This window comes from Facivitalis istanbulensis (assembly GCF_040560405.1).
GTDB classification, from domain to species: domain Bacteria; phylum Pseudomonadota; class Alphaproteobacteria; order Sphingomonadales; family Sphingomonadaceae; genus Sphingomonas; species Sphingomonas istanbulensis.
In genome coordinates this window covers 13,438-32,285 of record NZ_JAVSCQ010000033.1, presented here as the reverse complement: position 1 = coordinate 32,285, position 18,848 = coordinate 13,438, and the positions used below count along the sequence as shown (strand labels likewise).

General features: G+C 67.6%; 18 protein-coding genes and 1 pseudogene. 10 read left to right on the top strand and 9 right to left on the bottom strand.

Features of this window, described 5'->3' with window-relative positions; genetic code table 11:
- The first annotated feature begins 3 nt into the window (after nt 1-3).
- The gene (locus tag RN629_RS15600; protein ID WP_407036064.1) at nt 4-978 is read left to right on the top strand and encodes an AAA family ATPase; all 975 of its coding nucleotides are present in this window, start codon (nt 4-6) and stop codon (nt 976-978) included.
- Between the two features lie 24 nt (nt 979-1,002).
- Here the strand turns inward: RN629_RS15600 and RN629_RS15595 are convergent, their stop codons facing one another.
- Together RN629_RS15595 and purF are read right to left on the bottom strand one after the other, a co-directional pair.
- On the bottom strand, nt 1,003-1,710 hold the full coding sequence (locus RN629_RS15595) for an SDR family NAD(P)-dependent oxidoreductase (RefSeq protein ID WP_407036063.1): 708 nt from the start codon (nt 1,708-1,710) through the stop codon (nt 1,003-1,005).
- A complete protein-coding gene (purF, locus tag RN629_RS15590) occupies nt 1,710-3,161 on the bottom strand; it encodes an amidophosphoribosyltransferase (protein ID WP_407036062.1) in 1,452 nt (483 codons plus the stop codon). The genes RN629_RS15595 and purF overlap by 1 nt, the downstream gene beginning before the upstream one ends.
- Nucleotides 3,162-3,304: 143 nt before the next feature.
- On the opposite strand from purF, the gene RN629_RS15585 reads away from it, so the two are divergent.
- Genes RN629_RS15585 through RN629_RS15570 form a run of 4 tightly spaced genes read left to right on the top strand, consistent with a single transcriptional unit; the run spans nt 3,305 to nt 4,920 of the window.
- A complete protein-coding gene (locus RN629_RS15585) occupies nt 3,305-3,556 on the top strand; it encodes a DUF7218 family protein (RefSeq protein WP_407036061.1) in 252 nt (83 codons plus the stop codon).
- A gap of 45 nt (nt 3,557-3,601) precedes the next feature.
- Nucleotides 3,602-3,964, top strand: a complete 363-nt coding sequence (hisI, locus tag RN629_RS15580; protein WP_407036060.1) for a phosphoribosyl-AMP cyclohydrolase — start codon at nt 3,602-3,604, stop codon at nt 3,962-3,964.
- Nucleotides 3,961-4,476 (top strand): hypothetical protein, encoded by a 516-nt coding sequence (locus RN629_RS15575; RefSeq protein ID WP_407036059.1) that lies wholly within the window; start codon nt 3,961-3,963, stop codon nt 4,474-4,476. The genes hisI and RN629_RS15575 overlap by 4 nt, the downstream gene beginning before the upstream one ends.
- A 33-nt stretch (nt 4,477-4,509) precedes the next feature.
- Nucleotides 4,510-4,920 carry a MerR family transcriptional regulator gene (locus tag RN629_RS15570; RefSeq protein ID WP_407036058.1) on the top strand — a complete coding sequence of 137 codons (411 nt, stop codon included), beginning with the start codon at nt 4,510-4,512 and terminating at the stop codon, nt 4,918-4,920.
- A gap of 1 nt (nt 4,921) precedes the next feature.
- Here the strand turns inward: RN629_RS15570 and RN629_RS15565 are convergent.
- The 3 genes and pseudogenes from RN629_RS15565 to RN629_RS15555 all read right to left on the bottom strand — a co-directional run bounded on the left by RN629_RS15565 (nt 4,922) and on the right by RN629_RS15555 (nt 8,409).
- Nucleotides 4,922-6,173: pseudogene (locus RN629_RS15565) on the bottom strand (cell wall hydrolase).
- A 38-nt stretch (nt 6,174-6,211) separates the two neighbouring features.
- The gene (cysK, locus tag RN629_RS15560) at nt 6,212-7,132 is read right to left on the bottom strand and encodes a cysteine synthase A (RefSeq protein ID WP_407036057.1); all 921 of its coding nucleotides are present in this window, start codon (nt 7,130-7,132) and stop codon (nt 6,212-6,214) included.
- Nucleotides 7,129-8,409: an MFS transporter gene (locus RN629_RS15555; RefSeq protein ID WP_407036056.1), complete on the bottom strand. Its 1,281-nt coding sequence runs from the start codon at nt 8,407-8,409 to the stop codon at nt 7,129-7,131. Before RN629_RS15555 ends, cysK begins: the two co-directional genes overlap by 4 nt.
- A gap of 171 nt (nt 8,410-8,580) precedes the next feature.
- Here RN629_RS15555 and pdhA point away from each other — a divergent pair, with 171 nt between their 5' ends.
- From pdhA to RN629_RS15535, 4 genes are all read left to right on the top strand, one after another.
- Nucleotides 8,581-9,624: a pyruvate dehydrogenase (acetyl-transferring) E1 component subunit alpha gene (gene pdhA / locus RN629_RS15550; protein WP_407036055.1), complete on the top strand. Its 1,044-nt coding sequence runs from the start codon at nt 8,581-8,583 to the stop codon at nt 9,622-9,624.
- A 1-nt stretch (nt 9,625) separates the two neighbouring features.
- Nucleotides 9,626-11,023: a pyruvate dehydrogenase complex E1 component subunit beta gene (locus tag RN629_RS15545; protein WP_407036054.1), complete on the top strand. Its 1,398-nt coding sequence runs from the start codon at nt 9,626-9,628 to the stop codon at nt 11,021-11,023.
- 96 nt (nt 11,024-11,119) lie between these two features.
- Nucleotides 11,120-11,818, top strand: a complete 699-nt coding sequence (locus tag RN629_RS15540; RefSeq protein WP_407036053.1) for a squalene/phytoene synthase family protein — start codon at nt 11,120-11,122, stop codon at nt 11,816-11,818.
- 236 nt (nt 11,819-12,054) lie between these two features.
- Entirely contained in the window at nt 12,055-12,546 is a 492-nt protein-coding gene (locus RN629_RS15535) for an EF-hand domain-containing protein (RefSeq protein WP_407036052.1), read from the top strand.
- Here RN629_RS15535 and trmFO read toward each other — a convergent pair.
- Nucleotides 12,458-13,849, bottom strand: a complete 1,392-nt coding sequence (gene trmFO, locus RN629_RS15530; RefSeq protein ID WP_407036051.1) for a methylenetetrahydrofolate--tRNA-(uracil(54)-C(5))-methyltransferase (FADH(2)-oxidizing) TrmFO — start codon at nt 13,847-13,849, stop codon at nt 12,458-12,460. The two genes, RN629_RS15535 and trmFO, sit on opposite strands and share 89 nt — an antisense overlap.
- Before the next feature lie 74 nt (nt 13,850-13,923).
- Between trmFO and RN629_RS15525 the strand changes: the two genes are divergently transcribed.
- Nucleotides 13,924-14,361 carry a DUF488 domain-containing protein gene (locus tag RN629_RS15525; RefSeq protein ID WP_407036050.1) on the top strand — a complete coding sequence of 146 codons (438 nt, stop codon included), beginning with the start codon at nt 13,924-13,926 and terminating at the stop codon, nt 14,359-14,361.
- Here RN629_RS15525 and RN629_RS15520 read toward each other — a convergent pair.
- The 3 genes from RN629_RS15520 to gyrA form a co-directional block, all read right to left on the bottom strand.
- The gene (locus tag RN629_RS15520; protein WP_407036049.1) at nt 14,349-15,650 is read right to left on the bottom strand and encodes a methyl-accepting chemotaxis protein; all 1,302 of its coding nucleotides are present in this window, start codon (nt 15,648-15,650) and stop codon (nt 14,349-14,351) included. The two genes, RN629_RS15525 and RN629_RS15520, sit on opposite strands and share 13 nt — an antisense overlap.
- An 84-nt stretch (nt 15,651-15,734) precedes the next feature.
- Nucleotides 15,735-16,091: a DUF952 domain-containing protein gene (locus tag RN629_RS15515; protein WP_407036048.1), complete on the bottom strand. Its 357-nt coding sequence runs from the start codon at nt 16,089-16,091 to the stop codon at nt 15,735-15,737.
- Entirely contained in the window at nt 16,088-18,838 is a 2,751-nt protein-coding gene (gyrA, locus tag RN629_RS15510; protein ID WP_407036047.1) for a DNA gyrase subunit A, read from the bottom strand. Before gyrA ends, RN629_RS15515 begins: the two co-directional genes overlap by 4 nt.
- Nucleotides 18,839-18,848 lie beyond the last annotated feature (10 nt).

Genomic DNA, 18,848 nt, shown 5'->3' with positions numbered 1-18,848 from the left:
CGCATGACCCTGCCGGTCGGCAATGATGCGGCGCAGGCCGCCTTTGCCGCCGCGCTGGACGGGGCCAAGCTCCACCACGCCTGGCTGCTCGCCGGGCCCGAGGGGGTGGGTAAGGCGGGGTTCGCGCGCGCGGCGGCGACGCGGCTGCTCGCGCGCGCCAGCGGGCAGGGGGGCTTGCCCCCCGGTCTGGCCGTACCCGGGGATCACCCGACCGCGAAGCTGATGGCGGCGGGGTCGCACCCCGATTTCCGGGTGTTGGCGCGCCTGCCCAAGGATGCGGACAAGCCCGATCAGGATCTCGCGCGGTCGATCACCATCGCGCAGGTCCGTACGCTCCAGCCGATGTTCGCCACCGCGCCCGCCATGGGGCCGGCGCGTGTCGTGCTGATCGACGCGATCGACGATCTGGAGCGCGGCGGGGCCAATGCGCTGCTCAAGAATCTGGAGGAGCCGCCGGCCGGAACGGTGTTCCTGCTGGTCAGCCATGCGCCGGGACGGTTGTTGCCGACGATCCGGTCGCGCTGCCGGCTGCTACGGTTCGAGCGGCTGGCGGATGGCGATGTCGCACGCGTGCTGCGCCAGCAACTGCCCGAGGCGCAGGAGGAGGAGATCGCCACGCTGGTCGCGGTGGCGGATGGCGCGCCGGGCCGTGCGCTGCGTTTCGCCGGGCTGGATATCGCCGGTCTGGACCAGGCGATTGCGCGCATCGCCGAGACCGGCGATCCGGGCAATGCCGAGCGGGTGAAGCTGGCCAAGGGGCTGGCGGGCAAGGCGTCGCAGGCGCGGTACGAGGCGTTTCTGGACCGCGCGCCCGCCTTTATCGCGCACCGTGCGCGCGGACGGTCCGGGCCGGGGCTGAAGGTCGCGCTGGACGCCTATGCGGCGGCGCAGGATCTGGCGGGCGCGGCAAGGGGGCTGTCGCTCGACGCGCAGGGCACGGTCTTCGAAATGGCGGGGATCATCGCGACCCTGCGATAATCCCCGCCACGTCCCGAACCCCGTTTATCCGACGCGTTCGAAATGTCCGGCTTCGAACCCTTGCGTCGCCAGCGCGGCGATCCGGGCCGCTACGATGTCCGGGGCCTTGACCGATGCGGGGTCTTCGCCCGGATAGGCCTTGGCGCGCATCTGGGTGCGCGTCGCGCCCGGATCGACGATCGCGGTGCGGATCGCGCTGATCTCGGCGGTTTCGTCACCATAGGCACCCAGCAGCGTCTCGAACGCCGCCTTGGACGCGCCATATGCTCCCCAATAGGCGCGCGGGTTGCGGCCGACCGAGGAGGTGACGCCGATCACCCGCGCCGCCCGCGCCCGGCGCAGCATCGGGTCGAAGGCGGAGATGAGCGCGGCCTGCGCGCTGACGTTCAGGGTCAGGACGCGCGCCAGTTCCTTGGGATCGATCGCGGGCACGGCGGCCAGCGAGCCCAGCATGGCGGCGTTCAGCACCATCACGTCGAGCGCCCGCCACCGTTCGCCGATCGCCGCGGCCAGTCGCCCGATCGACTCATTTTCGGTCAGGTCGAGCGGCGCGATGGTCGCCGATCCGCCCGCGGCGAAGATCGTCTCCTCAACCTCTTCCAGCCCCTTGGGCGTGCGCGCGGTCAGGACGACATGGGCGCCCTCCGCCGCCAGGGCGATGGCGGTGGCGGCGCCGATGCCCCGGCTGGCACCGGTGACCAGCGCCAGCCGGCCGTCGAGGGCGCCCGCCATCAGGCGACCCGCTCTGCCAGCATCTGGAACTGGTCGACCGTCGTGCTTTCGTCATGATCGGTCAGCGTGGTGGGATAGTCGCCGGTAAAGCACGCGTCGCAATAGCTGGGCGTGCCCTCGCGCGTGGCGTTCAGCGCCTTATACAGCCCTTCGATCGACACGAAGGACAGGCTGTCGGCATGGATGAAGTCGGTCATCCCGCCCAGGTCGAGCTTGGCGGCCAGCAGCTTGGCGCGCTCGGGGGTATCGACGCCGTAGAAGCAGCTGTGCCGGGTCGGCGGGCTGGCGATGCGCATATGCACCTCGGCCGCCCCCGCCTCGCGCATCATCTGCACGATCTTCAGGCTGGTGGTCCCGCGCACGATCGAGTCGTCGATCAGGACGACGCGCTTGCCCCGGATCAGCGCCCGGTTGGCATTGTGCTTGAGCTTGACGCCCAGATGGCGGACCTTGTCGCCGGGCTGAATGAAGGTGCGGCCGACATAGTGCGAGCGGATGATGCCCAGCTCGAATGGAATGCCCGACGCCTGCGCATAGCCGATCGCGGCCGGAACGCCCGAGTCGGGCACCGGGATGACGAGATCGGCGTCGACCGGGGCCTCGACCGCGAGCTGCGCGCCGATTTCCTTGCGCACCGAATAGACCGACTGATCGCCCGCAATCGAGTCGGGACGGCTGAAATAGACCCATTCGAAGATGCAGGGGCGCGGCGACACCGCCTTGAACGGATGGATGGAGCGGATCTCGGTGCCCTGGACGATGACCAGTTCGCCCGGCTCCACCATGCGCTCGAAGGTCGCGCCGCACACGTCGAGCGCCACCGTCTCCGAGGCGAAGATCACCGCGCCGTCGAGTCGACCCATGACCAGCGGCCGGATGCCGAGCGGATCACGGCAGGCGATCATGCCCTCCGGGGTCATGACGATCAGCGAATAGGCGCCTTCGACCTGCTTGAGCGCATCGATGAAGCGGTCGAGCAGCGTGCGATAATTGGAGGTGGCGACCAGATGGATGATCGTCTCGGTATCGCTGGTCGACTGGAAGATCGAGCCGCGCCGCACCAGTTCGCGCCGCAGCTTCATCGCGTTCGAGATATTGCCATTGTGCGCGATGGCGAAGCCACCGGTCGACAGGTCGGCATAAAGCGGCTGGACGTTGCGCAGCGCGGTCTCGCCGGTGGTCGAATAGCGGACATGGCCGCAGGCGGTGTCGCCCGGCAGGCCCCGGATCACATCGTCACGGTCGAAATTGCCCGCGACATGGCCCATCGCGCGGTGCGTATGGAACAAATGGCCGTCGAAGCTGGTGATGCCGGCGGCTTCCTGCCCCCGGTGTTGCAGGGCGTGCAGGCCGAGCGCGGTCAGCGCCGCCGCGCCCGAAGCGCCGGAGACACCGAAAATGCCGCACTCCTCGCGGAGTTTGTCGTCGTCGAAAGGATGGGTCGTCAGCATGGGAGAGGGGCTCACACGATTGCAACGAAGGGGAGGGATGCGGCGCATATAGAAACGCGATTTGCTTTTGTCGCCTGTTTGTCATGGTTCTGTGGATCATTTTCGTGAACGCCGCGTTTCGCACCGCAGCCAGGAGAAGCTGTATGACGCGCGATCACGGCCCACGGATCAAGGATGCCGCGCTGTACGAAACGCTGCGCAAGGAAGGGCAATCGCCGGAGAAAGCGGCGCGTATCGCCAATGCCAAGGCAAACGGCACCCTGACGCACAATGCCACCCATCTGGAGAACAGGACCAAGGCCGCTTTGCTGGCCGAGGCGCGCAAGATCGGGATCAAGGGGCGGTCCAGAATGGACAAGGCGGCCTTGATCGATGCGATCCGTCACCATGGCTGATCCGATCGGCTTGGACGGCGGGACGTTCGGCGTTACAGGCCATGCATGGCCGACCATCGTGACACCGGGCTGACGCTCGACCCCAAATTCGACGCGCAGGGATTGTTGACCGCGATCGCCACCGATCGCTCGACGGGCGAGATCCTGATGGTCGCGCATATGAACGCCGAGGCGCTGGCGGCGACGCGGGAGACCGGCGAGGCGCATTTCTGGTCGCGCAGCCGGGGACGGCTGTGGAAGAAGGGCGAAACCTCCGACAATGTGCTGCGCGTCGTCGAGATGCGGATCGATTGCGACCAGGACGCGATCTGGATGATCTGCGATCCCGCCGGTCCCGCGTGCCACACCGGCCGGCGCAGCTGTTTCTATCGGCGGATCGAGGGCGACGGACTGGTCTCCGTCGCGTGAAGCGGGGTGGCGCGCTGCTTGCCGCCGCGCTTCTGTTGGCGGCGTGCGGGCAGGGCGATGGCGATGGCGACAATGCGGCGGGTGCGCGGCTGGAGGCGACGGCGATCGCCACCGGCGTGGTCGCCGATCCGGCGGCGGCGCCGCTCGACGGGATATGGTCGCGCGATTCGGATCGGATGTGCATCATCGGCAAGGACGGGGCGGCGAAAGGGGCTGGTCGTCCGCGCCGGATCGGGATCGTCCTCGATTATGGCGAAGGGCAGGGGTGCAGCGCCTCCGGTCTGCTGACGCGCGACGGAGCGACGCTGGGCGTGACGCTGGGCCGTTGCCGCTTCACCGCGCGCTTCGATGGGGAGGCGATCCAGTTCCCCGCCAGCCTGCCGGCCGAATGCCAGGCCTTCTGCACCGGCCGGGCCAGCCTGTCGGCGCTGATGGTCGAGCGGGTGAGCGCGTCGGCGGCGGAGGCGCGCACGCTGCGCGGGCCGGGTGGCACGCCGCTCTGCGCTGATTGACGTTGACGTAAAGGGGATATAGCGTCCCGGCCCATGACGAAGGTCGCCGCCTATGCCGCGATACCTCCGCGTGGGGATCGGGATCATTATTCCATTACCGATCTGTGCGGCGAATTCGCCGTCACGGCGCGGGCGTTGCGCTTCTACGAGGATGAAGGGCTGATCGCGCCCGAGCGGCGCGGGACGCAGCGCATCTATTCGCACCGGGACCGCGCCCGGCTGGCCTGGATCCTGCGGGGCAAGCGGGTGGGGTTCAGCCTGGCCGAGATTCGCGAGATGATCGACCTCTACGATCTGGATGACGGCCGCCGCCAGCAGCGGGAAGTGACGGTCGCGCGCTGTCACGCCAAGATCGCTGCGTTGCGCGAACAGCGGAGCGATATCGACGCCGCCATCGCCGAACTGACCGATTTCATCGGGGTGGTCGAAACTTATCGCCCCTGAATCACTGATGAATCCCTGGCGCGGCGGGCGTCGACGCGCTGGCACGCCGCACGCCTGCCAGATCGCCTGGAGCCGGATCGTTCGGGGATATGGGGGCAGCGGCGGGCACGGGGCTTGCGGCGGGAGCGGGGGTCGCGACGAGTGTCCGGCGCTTCATGCAGGTCCGGCCGCGCAAGCCCGGATATAGTCCGCAATTCCACAGCGTTCGTTCCAGGCCGGCGGCCAGGTCGCGCAGATAGCTGAACGCCATCGATTCCATCTGGGCGGGCGAAAGCGGTGTCGCCATGGGCGCGGCGGCGGCATCCCGCCATGCCATGACGGTGCAATGCGACCGTGCGCCGCACAGCTTGAGCGCGAACGGGGCAAAACCTTCGGGCGGGAGCCCGGCGGGCAGCGCCACCAGGAACATGTCGCGGTCATCGGCCAGCGGAGCCGCCGTGCCGCTCGCCACCGCCGCTTCGGCCAGCGCGGTTCCCGCTTCGCCGATCGCGTCGGGCCCGTCGCGATGCGCGACCGATAGGGCCGCGATTGCGGCGATGCGCGGCTCCCCGGCTATCGGATGCCGGTTGAAGGCGGGTGGTGTGCCCCACCAGCCCGACCAGCGGAAGAACAAATGGCTGCCGACCCGAGCCACCTTGTCCAGGCTGGCCTGCCAATAGGGAACCACCCAGTCGGTATGATAATGGGTGGCATAGCCGACCGGACGAAAGACTTTCCCGTTCAGGGCGATCGCCGCAATGTCCCGCGCGCGGGTCCATGCGGCGTCGGACGGTTGCCATTTGGCCAGCGCGCCGTCGCAGCTGAAGGTGAACTGGCACCCGGTGCTGCGTTCCTGCCCCTCGAACACGACGCCGCAAATGGTTTTGGGGAAGGCGGGATGGCGCAGCCGGTTGAGCACGACCTGCGCCACCGCGCGCTCGCCCGTCGCATCGTCGCCCGCCTCGTACAGGATGCCCGTCGCCAGACAGTCGAGTGCGCGCGCCCTGTCTTCCGTCGATCCGTGCAGGATGAAGGGGCGGGCCGCCGGATTGGGATCGGTGGAGAAGGGAATGCGCTCGTTATAGGCCCGCGCCTCGTCCGGGGGACATGGCGATGAAAGCGACGGGCTCGACCGGGGGCATAGCGGCGGGGGACACGACGCGCGGCGCGCGCGCGAGCCCATGGGCCGTGGCGCGGCGATGCGCGGGCGGGGACGGCGCGTTCGCCACGAGCAGCGCCGGTACGACGCTGGCCGTACCGGCAATGACGATCAATGCCGCGCGGAGTCGACCGCGCGGCCCGGTTCCGCCACTCACTGTTCGGGCAGGAAATCCGGCACCGAGAGATAGCGCTCGCCGGTGTCATAGTTGAAGCCCAGCACGCGGGTGCCTTCGGGCAGGTCGGACAGCTTTTGCTGGATCGCGGCGAGCGTCGCGCCCGACGAGATGCCGACGAGCAGCCCTTCCTCACGCGCCGAACGCCGCGCCATGTCCTTGGCGGCATTGGCATCGACCTCGATCACGCCATCGATCGCCTGGGTATGCAGGTTGGCGGGGATGAAGCCCGCGCCGATGCCCTGGATCGGGTGGGGGCCGGGTTGGCCGCCCTGCAGGACCGGCGAGGCGGCGGGCTCGACCGCATAGACCTTCAGGTCCGGCCATTGCTGCTTCAGCGTCTCCGCAACGCCGGTGATATGGCCGCCCGTGCCGACGCCGGTAATGATGACGTCGATCGGCGAGTCGCGGAAGTCGTTCAGGATTTCCTGCGCGGTCGTGCGGACATGGACGTCGATATTCGCAGGGTTCTCGAACTGCTGCGGCATCCAGGCGCCGGGTGTGTCGCGCACGATCTCCAGCGCGCGCTCGATCGCGCCCTTCATGCCCTTTTCGCGCGGGGTCAGGTCGAAGCGCGCGCCATAGGCCAGCATCAGGCGGCGGCGCTCGATCGACATGGATTCGGGCATGACGAGGATGAGCTTATAGCCCTTGACCGCCGCCACCATGGCGAGCCCCACGCCGGTGTTGCCGCTCGTCGGCTCGACGATGGTGCCGCCGGGCTTCAGCAGGCCTTCGGCCTCCGCCGCTTCGATCATCGCGAGCGCGATGCGGTCCTTGATCGATCCGCCGGGGTTGGACCGCTCCGACTTGATCCAGACCTCGGATCCCGGAAACAGCCGCTGAATCTTGACGTGCGGCGTGTTGCCGATCGTGTCCAGGATGGTGTTGGCCTTCATGGCTTGGCTTCTCCGTGGGTTGGTTCGGTCATCAGAATGTCTGGTGGGTCAAAGGTTCGGGCGCGCTTGAGTTCCGGGAACAGCCGCGCCCAGAGCAAGGTGATGACGATCGCGGCGATCCCGCCAAAGGCCACCGCGCCGACGGGCCCGAGCAGCGAGGCCATCAGCCCGCTCTCCGCCTCGCCCAGTTCGTTGGAGGCGGAAATGGTCAGTTGCGACACCGCCGACACCCGACCGCGCATCGAATCGGGCGTGTGCAGCTGGATCAGCGACTGGCGGACATAGACCGACACCATGTCCGCGCCGCCCGCGACGATCAGCGCGGCCAGGCTCAGCCAGAAATGGGTCGACAGGCCGAAGGTCAGGATGGCGAGCGCGAAGACGATGACCGCGCCCAGCATCTTGACGCCGACATTGGACCGCATCGGCCTGACCGAGAAGAAGATGGCGGTCGCGGCCGCGCCGATCCCCATGCCCGCCGCCAGCGCGCCCAGCCCCTGCGACCCGACATGCAGGATGTCGCGGGCATAGATGGGCAGCAGCGCGGTCGCCCCGGCCAGCAGCACGACGAAAAGGTCGAGCGTGATCGTGGCCAGCACCAGCCGGTTGTGCCGCACATAGGAAAAGCCCTCCAGGATGCGGGTCAGCGGGCGGCGGTCGGTCTGGGCGGGCGGCTGGGGCACCGGCTTGATGAGGAACATCGTGGCCAGCGCCAGCAGGAACAGGCCGGTGATCGTCGCATAGGCGACATCGGGGTGGATGGCGTAGAGCAGCCCGCCGACGCTGGGCCCGGCGATCGTTCCCACCTGCCACGCGATCGAGGAGATCGCGATCGCAGTCGGCAGGCTGGTACGCGGCACCAGATTGGGGGCCAGCGCGGAATAGGCCGGGCCGGTAAAGGCGCGCGACACGCCGATCAGCACCGCAGCGACGAACAGCGCGGGCAGCGACAATGCGCCGAGATAGGTCAACAGGCCCAGCGCCGCGGTCACCACGGTGGTCAGCGCGGTGGTGGCGCGGACGATGTAGCGCCGGTCGAGGCTGTCGGCGATCAGTCCGGTCACCGGCGTCAGCAGGAACAGCGGTACGAACTGCGCCGCGCCGATCATGCCCAGCAGGAACGCGGCCTGCCGGATATCCATCGTCTCGCGCGCCAGCCCATAGACCTGCCAGCCGATGACGATGGCGAGCGCGGTCTGGGCGATCGTGCCCGACAGGCGCGACAACCAATAGCTTCGGAAATTTGCGATGCGGAAGGGGTGCTGGGGTCTGTCCATGGTCGACGGGCGTTGTAGGCCGCGGCGCGTCGGCAAGGCAACCGAGGCGGAGCTATCCACCGGTAAATTCCAGCTGTCCGGGCCGGAATGACAACGGGGAATTGAGTTTCGCGCAGAACCGGGCCAATAGGCGTCGATCCTTCCCTAACGGAAACAAAGGTGTTCCCGACTGTGGCAAAAGCTCCAAGCCGTACCAGCGAGCCCCCCATTCCCAATCGGGAGCGTCCCGCCGAACCGCAGCCGTTCCAGGCCAACAAGGAACAGCTGCTCGATTTCTACAAGCAGATGCTCCTGATCCGCCGCTTCGAGGAAAAGGCGGGCCAGCTCTACGGCCTCGGCCTGATCGGCGGCTTCTGCCACCTGTATATCGGCCAGGAAGCCGTGGCGGTGGGCCTCCAGTCGGCGCTCGACGGCGACAAGGATTCGGTCATCACCGGCTATCGCGACCACGGCCACATGCTGGCCTACGGCATCGATCCCAAGGTTATCATGGCCGAGCTGACGGGGCGTGGCGCCGGCATCTCCAAGGGCAAGGGCGGGTCGATGCACATGTTCTCGACCAAGCACAAATTCTATGGCGGCCATGGCATCGTCGGCGCGCAGGTCTCGCTGGGCGCCGGGCTGGCGTTTGGGCACAAGTACAGCAATGACGGTGGTGTCTGCGTCGCCTATTTCGGCGATGGCGCTGCCAATCAGGGCCAGGTGTACGAGAGCTTCAACATGGCCGAGCTGTGGAAGCTCCCGATCATCTTCGTGATCGAGAACAACCAGTATGCCATGGGCACCGCGGTCAACCGCGCCTCGTCCGAGGACCAGTTCTATCGCCGTGGCGAGAGCTTCCGTATCCCCGGCATCCAGGTCGACGGCATGGACGTGCTGGCCTGTCGCGGCGCGGCCGAAGAGGCGCTGGCCTGGGTCCGTGCGGGCAAGGGTCCGATCATCCTTGAGATGAAGACCTATCGCTATCGCGGCCACTCCATGTCCGACCCCGCCAAGTATCGCAGCCGCGAGGAAGTGCAGGGCGTGCGCGACAAGTCCGACCCGATCGACCATGTGAAGAAGCTGCTCGAGGCCGAAGGCGTCACCGAGGCCGATCTTAAGGCGCTGGAGCAGGATATCCGCAAGACGGTCAACGAAGCGGCGGACTTCGCCGAACAGACCCCCGAGCCCGATGCGGCTGAACTCTACACTGAAGTGCTGGTGGAGCGTTACTGAGATGGCGATCGAGATCAAGATGCCGGCCCTGTCCCCGACGATGGAAGAGGGCACGCTCGCCAAGTGGCTGGTGAAGGAAGGGGATACGGTCAAGTCCGGCGACATCATGGCCGAGATCGAGACCGACAAGGCGACGATGGAGTTCGAGGCCGTCGATGAGGGCGTGATCGCCAAGATCATGATCGCCGAGGGGACCGACAATGTGAAGGTCGGCACGACCATCGCCCTCCTCGCCGAAGAGGGGGAGGACGTCGCCACTGCCGCTGCGGCGACCGGAACCGGCGCCGCCGAAGCGCCCGCGCCCAAGGCCGACGCGCCCGAGCCCAAGGTCGCGCCGGAGAGCGGGACGCACAAGCTGGTCGCCGCCGCCGAGCAGGAAGCGCCCGTTTCGCCGGAAATCCCCGAAGGCACCGAGATGGTGAAGCTCACCGTCCGCGAAGCGCTGCGCGACGCGATGGCCGAGGAAATGCGCGCCGACGACCGCGTCTTCGTGATGGGCGAGGAAGTCGCGCAGTATCAGGGCGCGTACAAGGTCACGCAAGGGCTGCTGGACGAGTTCGGCGATCGTCGCGTGATCGACACGCCGATCACCGAATATGGCTTTGCCGGTGTCGGCACCGGCGCCGCCATGGGCGGCCTGCGCCCGATCATCGAGTTCATGACGTTCAACTTCGCCATGCAGGCGATCGATCATATCATCAACTCGGCCGCCAAGACCAACTACATGTCCGGGGGCCAGATGCGCTGCCCCATCGTGTTCCGTGGTCCCAACGGTGCCGCCAGCCGCGTCGGTGCGCAGCACTCGCAGAATTACGGTCCGTGGTATGCCAGCGTGCCCGGCCTGATCGTGATCGCGCCCTATGACGCGGCCGATGCCAAGGGCCTGCTGAAGGCGGCGATCCGGTCGGAAGACCCGGTCGTCTTCCTTGAGAACGAACTGATGTACGGCCGTTCGTTCGACGTGCCCAAGCTCGACGATTTCGTCCTGCCGATCGGCAAGGCGCGGATCATGCGCGAGGGCAAGGACGTCACGCTCGTGTCCTACTCGATCGGCGTGGGCGTCGCGCTCGAAGCGGCCGAGAAGCTGGCCGCCGAAGGCATCGAGGCGGAGGTGATCGACCTGCGCACGCTGCGTCCGCTCGACACGAAGACCGTGCTCAAGTCGCTCGCCAAGACCAATCGTCTGGTCGTGGTCGAGGAAGGCTGGCCCACCTGTTCGATCGCGTCGGAGATCACCGCGGTCGTGATGGAAGAGGGCTTCGACGATCTCGACGCGCCGGTGCTGCGCGTGACCAACGAGGACGTGCCACTGCCTTATGCCGCCAACCTCGAAAAGCTGGCGCTGGTCGATGCCGCCAAGGTCGTCGCCACCGTCAAGAAGGTCACCTATCGCGGCTAAGCGACGGGGAAACCACGCAAGAGAAGGGGCTCTCCGGCATGTCCGGAGGGCCCTTTTTCGTGGCGGGACGCCGGGCGTCGTGGCAGGACCGCCGGCATGACGTCCGCCCCACCTTCCGCCGATATGCCCTCCGCCGCGATCGAGGCGGTCATGCGCGAACAGGCGCTGGCGGTCGGCTATGCGCCTGCGGCGGCCCGGGAGGGCTTTGCCGCGCTGCTCGATCTGGACCACCAACTGGCGGGGATCCTGCGCACCACGAGCGAGCCGATGATCGGCCAGATGCGGCTGACCTGGTGGCACGAGGCGCTGGAAGAGCTCGACCACGAACCGGCGCCCGCGCATCCGGTGTTGCAGCGGCTGGCGGCATCGGTCCTGCCGGTCGGGGTGCGGGGAGGCGACCTGGCCCCCATGGTCGAGGGGTGGGAAGTGCTGCTCGACGATGGCGAGCCACTGGATGACGAACGCATCGCCCGCCATGCCGAAGCGCGTGGCGGGGTGTTGTTCGCGCGTGTCGCGCAATTGCTCGGGGAGGGGGCGCAATGGACCCCGCTCGGGACCGCTTGGGCCAGGGCCGATCTGGCGGGGCATCTCTCCGATAAGGCGATGGCCGGGCGGGCTGGTGGCGTGGCGGCGTCAGAACTGGATAGGCTGCTTGCTCGCAAACCGGCGAAGGGCGCTCGGGGATTGACGGGTTTGGCCATTCTGGCGCGCGAAAGCCTGCGTCACCCGGATCGTTTGCCCGGCCATCCCTTACGTGCAGTGCGGCTCGCCTGGCACGGCCTGACGGGGCGCTGACGCCTTTCCATCGCACCACCCCAGCGATGGCCGTGGTCCCGTATCGGCGTCTTGTCGATGGCGTATCATCGGCTTCACCGCAACTGGACCCCGGCCTTCGCCAGGGTGGACAGAGAGGGGAGGTGTGCCCCAAATCTCCGTTCAGCCTGAGCGAAGTCGAAGGCCACGGGAAGGACCTTGCCGCCCCGGCCCAACCCCGGTTAACCCTGTCCCGTCTGACGGGGGAGACGGAACCGATGTGGCGCTATCTGGCCGGTGGCTTGGGCACGCTCGTGCTCGCGGGGGCAGGGCTGTTCCTGTGGGGCAGTCGCCCCGATGCGCCGTCGCCCTTACCCTCCGCCCGCGCCGCTGTCGGCCAGCCATTGCAGACCGCCGGGGACGAGGATGCCCCGCTGCCCGAAGCTTCCGCCCGGACCCGCGAGCAGAAGCGCTTCGATCGCTACGACAAGGATCGCGACGGCAGGATCACGCGCGAGGAGTATCTGGCATCGCGGCGCAAGGCCTATGCAAGGCTCGACCGCGACGGCGATGGCAAGCTGTCATTCGACGAATGGGCGATCAAGGCGACGACCAAGTTCGCCACCGCCGACCATGATCGATCGGGGGCGATGGACGCCGCCGAGTTCGCGACCACCGCCGTCAAGCGTCGGCCGGCTCGGCGGGGTTGTCCGCCGGAACAGCGGGCGCGGGCTGGGGCACCGGAGGCGGCCCCGGCGGAAGAGAGTTGATCCAGCCCGGCAGGGCTTCGCGCGCCCGGTCGGTGTACATCTTCTTGCGGTCGGCCTTTTTGGTCCGGCCGGGAATGGGCGGGAACAGGCCGAAATTGACGTTCATCGGCTGATAGGTTTCCGCTTCGGCCAGGCCGGTGATATGGCCGAGCAGCGCGCCCAGCGCGGTTTCGACCGGCGGCGGCGCGATAGTTTTGCCGGTCAGTTCGGCGGCGGCGAAGCGTCCCGCGAGCAGGCCGATCGCGGCGCTTTCGATATAGCCCTCGCACCCCGTGATCTGCCCCGCAAAGCGCAGGTTGGGCCGCGACTTCAGCCGCAGCGTGGTATCGAGCAATTCCGGCGAGCGGATGAAGGTGTTGCGATGCAGGCCGCCCAGCCGCGCGAACTCCGCCTTTTCCAGCCCCGGGATGGTGCGGAAGATGCGGATCTGCTCGGCATATTTGAGCTTGGTCTGGAAACCGACGATGTTCCACAAGGTGCCCGCCGCATTGTCCTGCCGCAACTGCACCACCGCATAGGGCCAGCGGCCGGTGCGCGGATCGTCGAGGCCGACGCCCTTCATCGGGCCGAAGCGCAGCGTGTCGACCCCGCGTTCCGCCATGACCTCGACCGGCATGCACCCGTCGAAATAGGGCGTGTCCTTTTCCCACTCGCGGAACTCGGTCTTCTCACCGTCGATCAGCGCCTGATGGAAGGCCAGATACTGATCCTTGTTCATCGGGCAGTTGATATAGTCCTTGCCGGTGCCCTTGTTCCAGCGGCTCTGGAACCAGGCCACCTCCAGGTCGATCGACTCGCGGTGGACGATCGGGGCGATGGCGTCGAAGAAGGCAAGCGCCTCGGCCCCCGTCGCCGCGCCGATGCCGCCCGCCAGCGACGGCGCGGTGAGCGGACCGGTGGCGATGATCGCAGGACCGTCGGGCAGCGTGTCGATGCGTTCGCGCACGATGGTGATGTTGGGGTGCGCCGCCAGCGCCGCCGTCACGCCGCCCGAAAAGCCGTCGCGGTCCACCGCCAGCGCCGAACCCGCGGGCACGGCATGGACATCGCCCTTGGCCATGATGATCGATCCCAGCGCGCGCATCTCCTGATGCAGCAGCCCGACCGCGTTGGAGGTGGCATCGTCCGAGCGGAAGGAGTTGGAGCAGACCAGTTCGGCCAGGTCGCCGCCATGATGGGCCGGCGTCGTATCCGCGCCGCCGCGCATCTCCGACAGGCGGACCTTCAAGCCGGCCTCGGCCAGTTGCCACGCCGCTTCCGAGCCAGCCAGCCCGCCGCCGATCACATGAATGTCATAAGTCATGCCCGCGCCTTAGACCCGGAAACTAGCGGGTGGAAGGACTTGCACCCGGCCCGCCCCGCCGCCACCTCCCGGCCATGACCATGATCTTCACCATCGGCTATGAAGGTGCCACCGTCGACGGGTTCCTGGCGACCTTGCGACAGGCGGGGGTGACCCGTCTGATCGATGTGCGCGCCCTGGCGTCGTCGCGGCGACCGGGCTTCTCCAAATCCTCCCTGGCGGCCGCGCTGGCCGAGGTCGGGATCGACTATGTCCATCTGCGCGATCTGGGGACGCCCAAGCGCGGGCGCGATGCGGCCAAGAAGGGGGATGTGACGACGCTGCGCGACGTCTATGACGATCAACTGGCGCTGCCCGAAACGCAGGTCGCGGCGCAGAGGATGCTGGCACTGGCGGAGGAAAGGCCGAGCGCGCTGCTCTGCTTCGAACGCGATCCCTGCCATTGCCACCGGACCTTGCTGCTGGAGGCGGTGGGGCAGGGCTTGGAGGTCATCGACCTCTATGTCGATTGAGGAGCGGCGGCGACCATGTCGACGAAACGGGTGGTCCGGTCGCGAAGCTCGGTGATGGTGCGGGTCAGCGCGGCGGCCAGCCGGTGGAGCGTGCCCGCATCCTGATCGATCCGCGCCGCGCCATGCTGGATCTGTTCGGCGCGGATCGCGATATCGCGCGTGGCGGTGACCGACTGGTCGACATGCGCGGCGATGGCGGTGGTGGAGGTGCCCTGCGCCGCGACCGCCTGGTCGATCGAGCGTGAGATCCCGCCGATCGCCTCGACCGCATCCTTCAGTTCGGCCTGTTCGGTCACGAGGTTGCTCAGCGCGTTCTTGATCGCCCCGACATTGGCGGCGGCATCGCGCGCCGCGTCGCGGGTCTGCTGCGCCAGCGCCTTCACTTCGCTGGCGACGACCGCAAAGCCGCGTCCGGCCTCACCGGCACGCGCCGCCTCGATCGCGGCATTGAGCGCGAGCAGGTTGGTGCGGGTCGCCACGCCCTGGATCAGCGCCAGCATCGAGTCGATCGCTGTCGCGCTGTCGGCGAGGCGGTGGACATTCTGCTCGGTCGAGGCGATCCGCGCCTGCGCGGCGTCGTGGATCAGCCGCGCCTGCGCCATGTCCTGGGTGATCGCGGCAAAGGCGGTGGCCAGCGCATGGCCGCGCGTCGCGATATCGCCCAGCGCGACGCCCGTCTCGCGCGTGGTCTCCGCGACGTGCTGCGCGCCGGCATGGGTGTCGGCCGCGCGTCCGGTCAGGTCGACCGCGGTCTGCCCGATCTCGGCGATGGCGCGCGACAGCGCCTCGGACAGTCCGCCGACATCGAGGGTGAAGTCGCGCGTCGCGCCGTCCATCGTCTTGGCCCGCGCGATTTGTGTCCGGGCCACCGCGATCTGCGCATCCGCCGCGCGGCGGGCGATGGCGGCGGCGCCGAGCATCCCGGCATAGCGTCCCTGATCGGTCAGGATCAGCGCATCGGGCGCCCCCCAATCGGCATGGATGGTCAGCAGGTCAGCGAGCGGCGCATGGACCTCGCAACAGGGATGGGAGCGAACATAGCCGTCCAGCGCGCCACCGAAATCGGGATTCTGCAGAAGGGCATGGCCGAAGGGATTATAGAGGAGGCCTTTCAGATCCTCCTCGCGGATCGCGCCGATCGGGTGCCGGTTCTCGTCCAGCACGGGCAACAGCCGCAATTCCGGGTGCCGCCGGAACATACCGACCGCATCGTTCAGCGACGCACCGGCATCGATGACCGGCTCATCACCGCCATTGGCGGACCAGGACGAGAAAAGGGGCGGCTTCATCATCCCCTCCCTAAACGCGCAAAGGTAAAAGCGGCGTTAGGGATTTGTGACGTTTCAGTGACGAAATGACCCCAAAAACGGGGATCAGCCGGCGATCGGTAGCCGGACTGATCCGTCCTCGCCACGCTTCATCGGGCTATAGGCGACGACCGCGGTCAATGGCAGCGGTGCATAGAGATGCGGGAAGAGTTGGCCACCCCGGTTCTCTTCCCACTTCACCGCGTCGCCCATCGCCTCCAGATCGACCGCCGCGACGTGCAGGTCGGTCTGCCCGGCGAAATGCTTGTCGACCGTCTCGGTCAACTGCGCGGCGGTCGACAGGTGGATATAGCCATCCGCCAGATCCACCGGTGCACCCTTGAACACACCCTCATGTTCCAGCACCGCCATCTGATCGGCGGTCAACACCTTATAGGCGGTGGTGGGATAGGGGTGGGTCATTCGCCATCCTCAGGGCCAGCGGCCAGATCCTCGCCCACGCCCGCGTCGGGTTCGGGCGCGATTTCGGGGGTGCCGTCGGCCAGGGTCATCTCGGCATCCTCCTCGGTCTCCTCGATCCGCGCGGCCGAGACGACATGCTCGCCCGCCGCGACGTTGAAGAGCCGCAGCCCCGCCGAGCCGCGCCCGATGACGCGCAGCGACGCCAGCGACATGCGGATCAGCTTGGCCTGATCGGTGACGAGCATCAGCTGATGCCCCTTGGCGGCAGGGAAGCTGGCGACGACATCGCCGTTGCGGGCGATATTGTCGATATTGGTGATCCCCTGACCACCACGCCCCGTCCGACGATATTCATAGGCCGAGGACAGCTTGCCATAGCCATTGGCGCAGACGGTCAGGATGAACTGCTCGCATTGGCGCAGTTCCTCATAGCGTTCGAGCGACAGCTCCGGCTCGCCTTCCTTCTCGCCCTTCCACGGCGCGAAGCGGAGATAGGCCTCGCGCTCTTCCTGCGTGGTGCCGACGCGGTGCAGGATCGACAGCGAGATGACCTCGTCCTCGCCCTTCAGCGTGATGCCGCGCACGCCGGTCGAGGTGCGGCTCTGGAACTCGCGCACATCGTCGCCTGCGAAGCGGATCGCGCGGCCGCAACGGGTGGCCAGCAGCACATCGTCCTCGGCACCGAGCAGCGCGACGCCGATCAGCCGGTCTTCGCTGCCCTCGTCGAAGCGCATCGCGATCTTGCCGTTCGAGGGGACGTTGGTGAACGCGTCCATCGAGTTGCGGCGTACCGCGCCCTTGGCGGTGGCGAACATGACGTGGAGCTTGCCCCACTCCGCCTCGTCCTCGGGCAGCGGCAGCACGGTCGAGATCGTCTCGCCCGGCGCCAGCGGCAGCAGGTTGACCATCGGTCGTCCGCGCGTGGCGGGCCCGCCTTCGGGCAGGCGCCACACCTTGTAGCGATAGACCTTGCCATGGGTGGAGAAGAACAGGACCGGCGTGTGCGTGCTGGTCACGAACAATTCGGTGACGACGTCCTCGTCCTTGGTCGCCATGCCCGAGCGGCCCTTGCCGCCCCGGTTCTGCGCGCGGAAGGCGTCGAGCGGGGTGCGCTTGATATAGCCCTGCATGGTCACGGTGACGACCATGTCCTCGCGCTCGATCAGGTCCTCGTCGTCGATGCCGTCGGCGGCGGCGGCGATTTCAGAGCGGCGCGGGGTCGCGAACTGGTCGCGGATCGCCACCAGCTCGCCGCGCATCACCTCGTACAGCTTTACGCGGTCGGCGAGGATGGCGAGCAGCTCGGTGATCGAGTCCGCCAGCCCCTTCAACTCGTCGCCGATCTCGTCGCGGCCCAGCGCGGTCAGGCGGTGCAGGCGCAGGTCGAGGATCGCGCGGACCTGCGTCTCCGACAGGCGATAGGTGTCGCCAAAGCCTTCGCTCTCGACCGCTTCGACCAGACGGATGTACGGCGCGATCTCGGCGATCGGCCATTCGCGGGCGAGCAGCGCCTCGCGCGCGGCGACCGGCGAGGCCGAACCGCGGATGATCCGCACCACTTCGTCCAGGTTCGTCACCGCGATGACGAGGCCGAGCAAGATGTGCGCCCGCTCGCGCGCCTTGGCCAGTTCGAACTTGGAGCGGCGGGTGATGACCTGCTCGCGGAACTGGACGAACGCCTGGATGATGTCGCGCAGGTTCAGCAGCTCGGGCCGCCCGCCGCGAATGGCGAGCATGTTGGCCGGGAAGCTGGTCTGTGCCGGGGTGTGCCGCCAGAGCTGGTTGAGCACGACCTCGGGGGTCGCGTCGCGCTTCAGGTCGATGACGATGCGAACGCCTTCGCGATTCGATTCGTCGCGAATGTCGCTGATCCCCTCGATCCGCTTTTCCTTGGCGGCCTCGGCGATCTTTTCAACGAGCGCGTTCTTGCCCTGCTGATAGGGGATTTCGGTCAGGACGATGGCCCGGCGGTCGCCGCGCCCTTCCTCGATCTCATGGCGCGAGCGCACGATGATCGAGCCGCGCCCGGTCTGATAGGCCGACCGCGCGCCCGAACGGCCGAGGATCAGCGCGCCGGTGGGGAAGTCGGGGGCGGGGACGATCTCGTTCAGTTCCTCGACCGTGATCGCGCCGTTTTCCATGTACGCGAGACAGGCATTGACCACCTCGCCCAGATTGTGCGGCGGGATGTTGGTCGCCATGCCGACCGCGATACCGCCCGCGCCGTTGACCAGCAGGTTGGGATATTGCGCGGGCAGGACCGAGGGTTCGCGCTCCGAGCCGTCATAATTGGGCTGGAAGTCGACCGTATCCTTGTCGAGATCGTCGAGCAGCGAGTTGGCGACCTTGGCCAGACGCGCTTCGGTGTAACGCATCGCTGCGGGCGGATCGGGGTCCATCGAGCCGAAATTGCCCTGACCGTCGATCAGCGGCACGCGCATCGACCAGTCCTGCGCCATGCGGGCCAGCGCGTCGTAGATCGCGCTGTCGCCGTGCGGATGGTATTTACCCATCACGTCGCCGACGATGCGGGCAGACTTGCGATAGGGCTTGCCCGCGACGAAGCCGCTTTCGGCGGCCGAATAGAGGATGCGGCGATGCACCGGCTTCAGGCCGTCGCGCACGTCGGGCAGCGCGCGCGCCACGATCACGCTCATCGCATAGTCGAGATAGCTCGACTTCATCTCGTCGACGATGGAGATCGTCGAAATATCGGAAGGTTCCGCGAGGGTCGTCTCGTCGGCCAAAGTCTGTTGC

Excerpts from the sequence above, each read along its gene's own strand:
- RN629_RS15595 (WP_407036063.1), bottom strand. The coding sequence starts at position 1,710 with ATGGCGGGCGCCCTCGACGGCCGGCTGGCGCTGGTCACCGGTGCCAGC.
- RN629_RS15540 (WP_407036053.1), top strand. The coding sequence starts at position 11,120 with ATGACGTCCGCCCCACCTTCCGCCGATATGCCCTCCGCCGCGATCGAG.
- RN629_RS15515 (WP_407036048.1), bottom strand. The coding sequence starts at position 16,091 with ATGACCCACCCCTATCCCACCACCGCCTATAAGGTGTTGACCGCCGAT.
- cysK (WP_407036057.1), bottom strand. The coding sequence starts at position 7,132 with ATGAAGGCCAACACCATCCTGGACACGATCGGCAACACGCCGCACGTC.
- RN629_RS15600 (WP_407036064.1), top strand. The coding sequence starts at position 4 with ATGACCCTGCCGGTCGGCAATGATGCGGCGCAGGCCGCCTTTGCCGCC.
- RN629_RS15555 (WP_407036056.1), bottom strand. The coding sequence starts at position 8,409 with ATGGACAGACCCCAGCACCCCTTCCGCATCGCAAATTTCCGAAGCTAT.
- RN629_RS15585 (WP_407036061.1), top strand. The coding sequence starts at position 3,305 with ATGACGCGCGATCACGGCCCACGGATCAAGGATGCCGCGCTGTACGAA.
- RN629_RS15535 (WP_407036052.1), top strand. The coding sequence starts at position 12,055 with ATGTGGCGCTATCTGGCCGGTGGCTTGGGCACGCTCGTGCTCGCGGGG.
- trmFO (WP_407036051.1), bottom strand. The coding sequence starts at position 13,849 with ATGACTTATGACATTCATGTGATCGGCGGCGGGCTGGCTGGCTCGGAA.
- hisI (WP_407036060.1), top strand. The coding sequence starts at position 3,602 with ATGGCCGACCATCGTGACACCGGGCTGACGCTCGACCCCAAATTCGAC.
- RN629_RS15525 (WP_407036050.1), top strand. The coding sequence starts at position 13,924 with ATGACCATGATCTTCACCATCGGCTATGAAGGTGCCACCGTCGACGGG.
- RN629_RS15545 (WP_407036054.1), top strand. The coding sequence starts at position 9,626 with ATGGCGATCGAGATCAAGATGCCGGCCCTGTCCCCGACGATGGAAGAG.
- purF (WP_407036062.1), bottom strand. The coding sequence starts at position 3,161 with ATGCTGACGACCCATCCTTTCGACGACGACAAACTCCGCGAGGAGTGC.
- RN629_RS15520 (WP_407036049.1), bottom strand. The coding sequence starts at position 15,650 with ATGAAGCCGCCCCTTTTCTCGTCCTGGTCCGCCAATGGCGGTGATGAG.
- RN629_RS15570 (WP_407036058.1), top strand. The coding sequence starts at position 4,510 with ATGACGAAGGTCGCCGCCTATGCCGCGATACCTCCGCGTGGGGATCGG.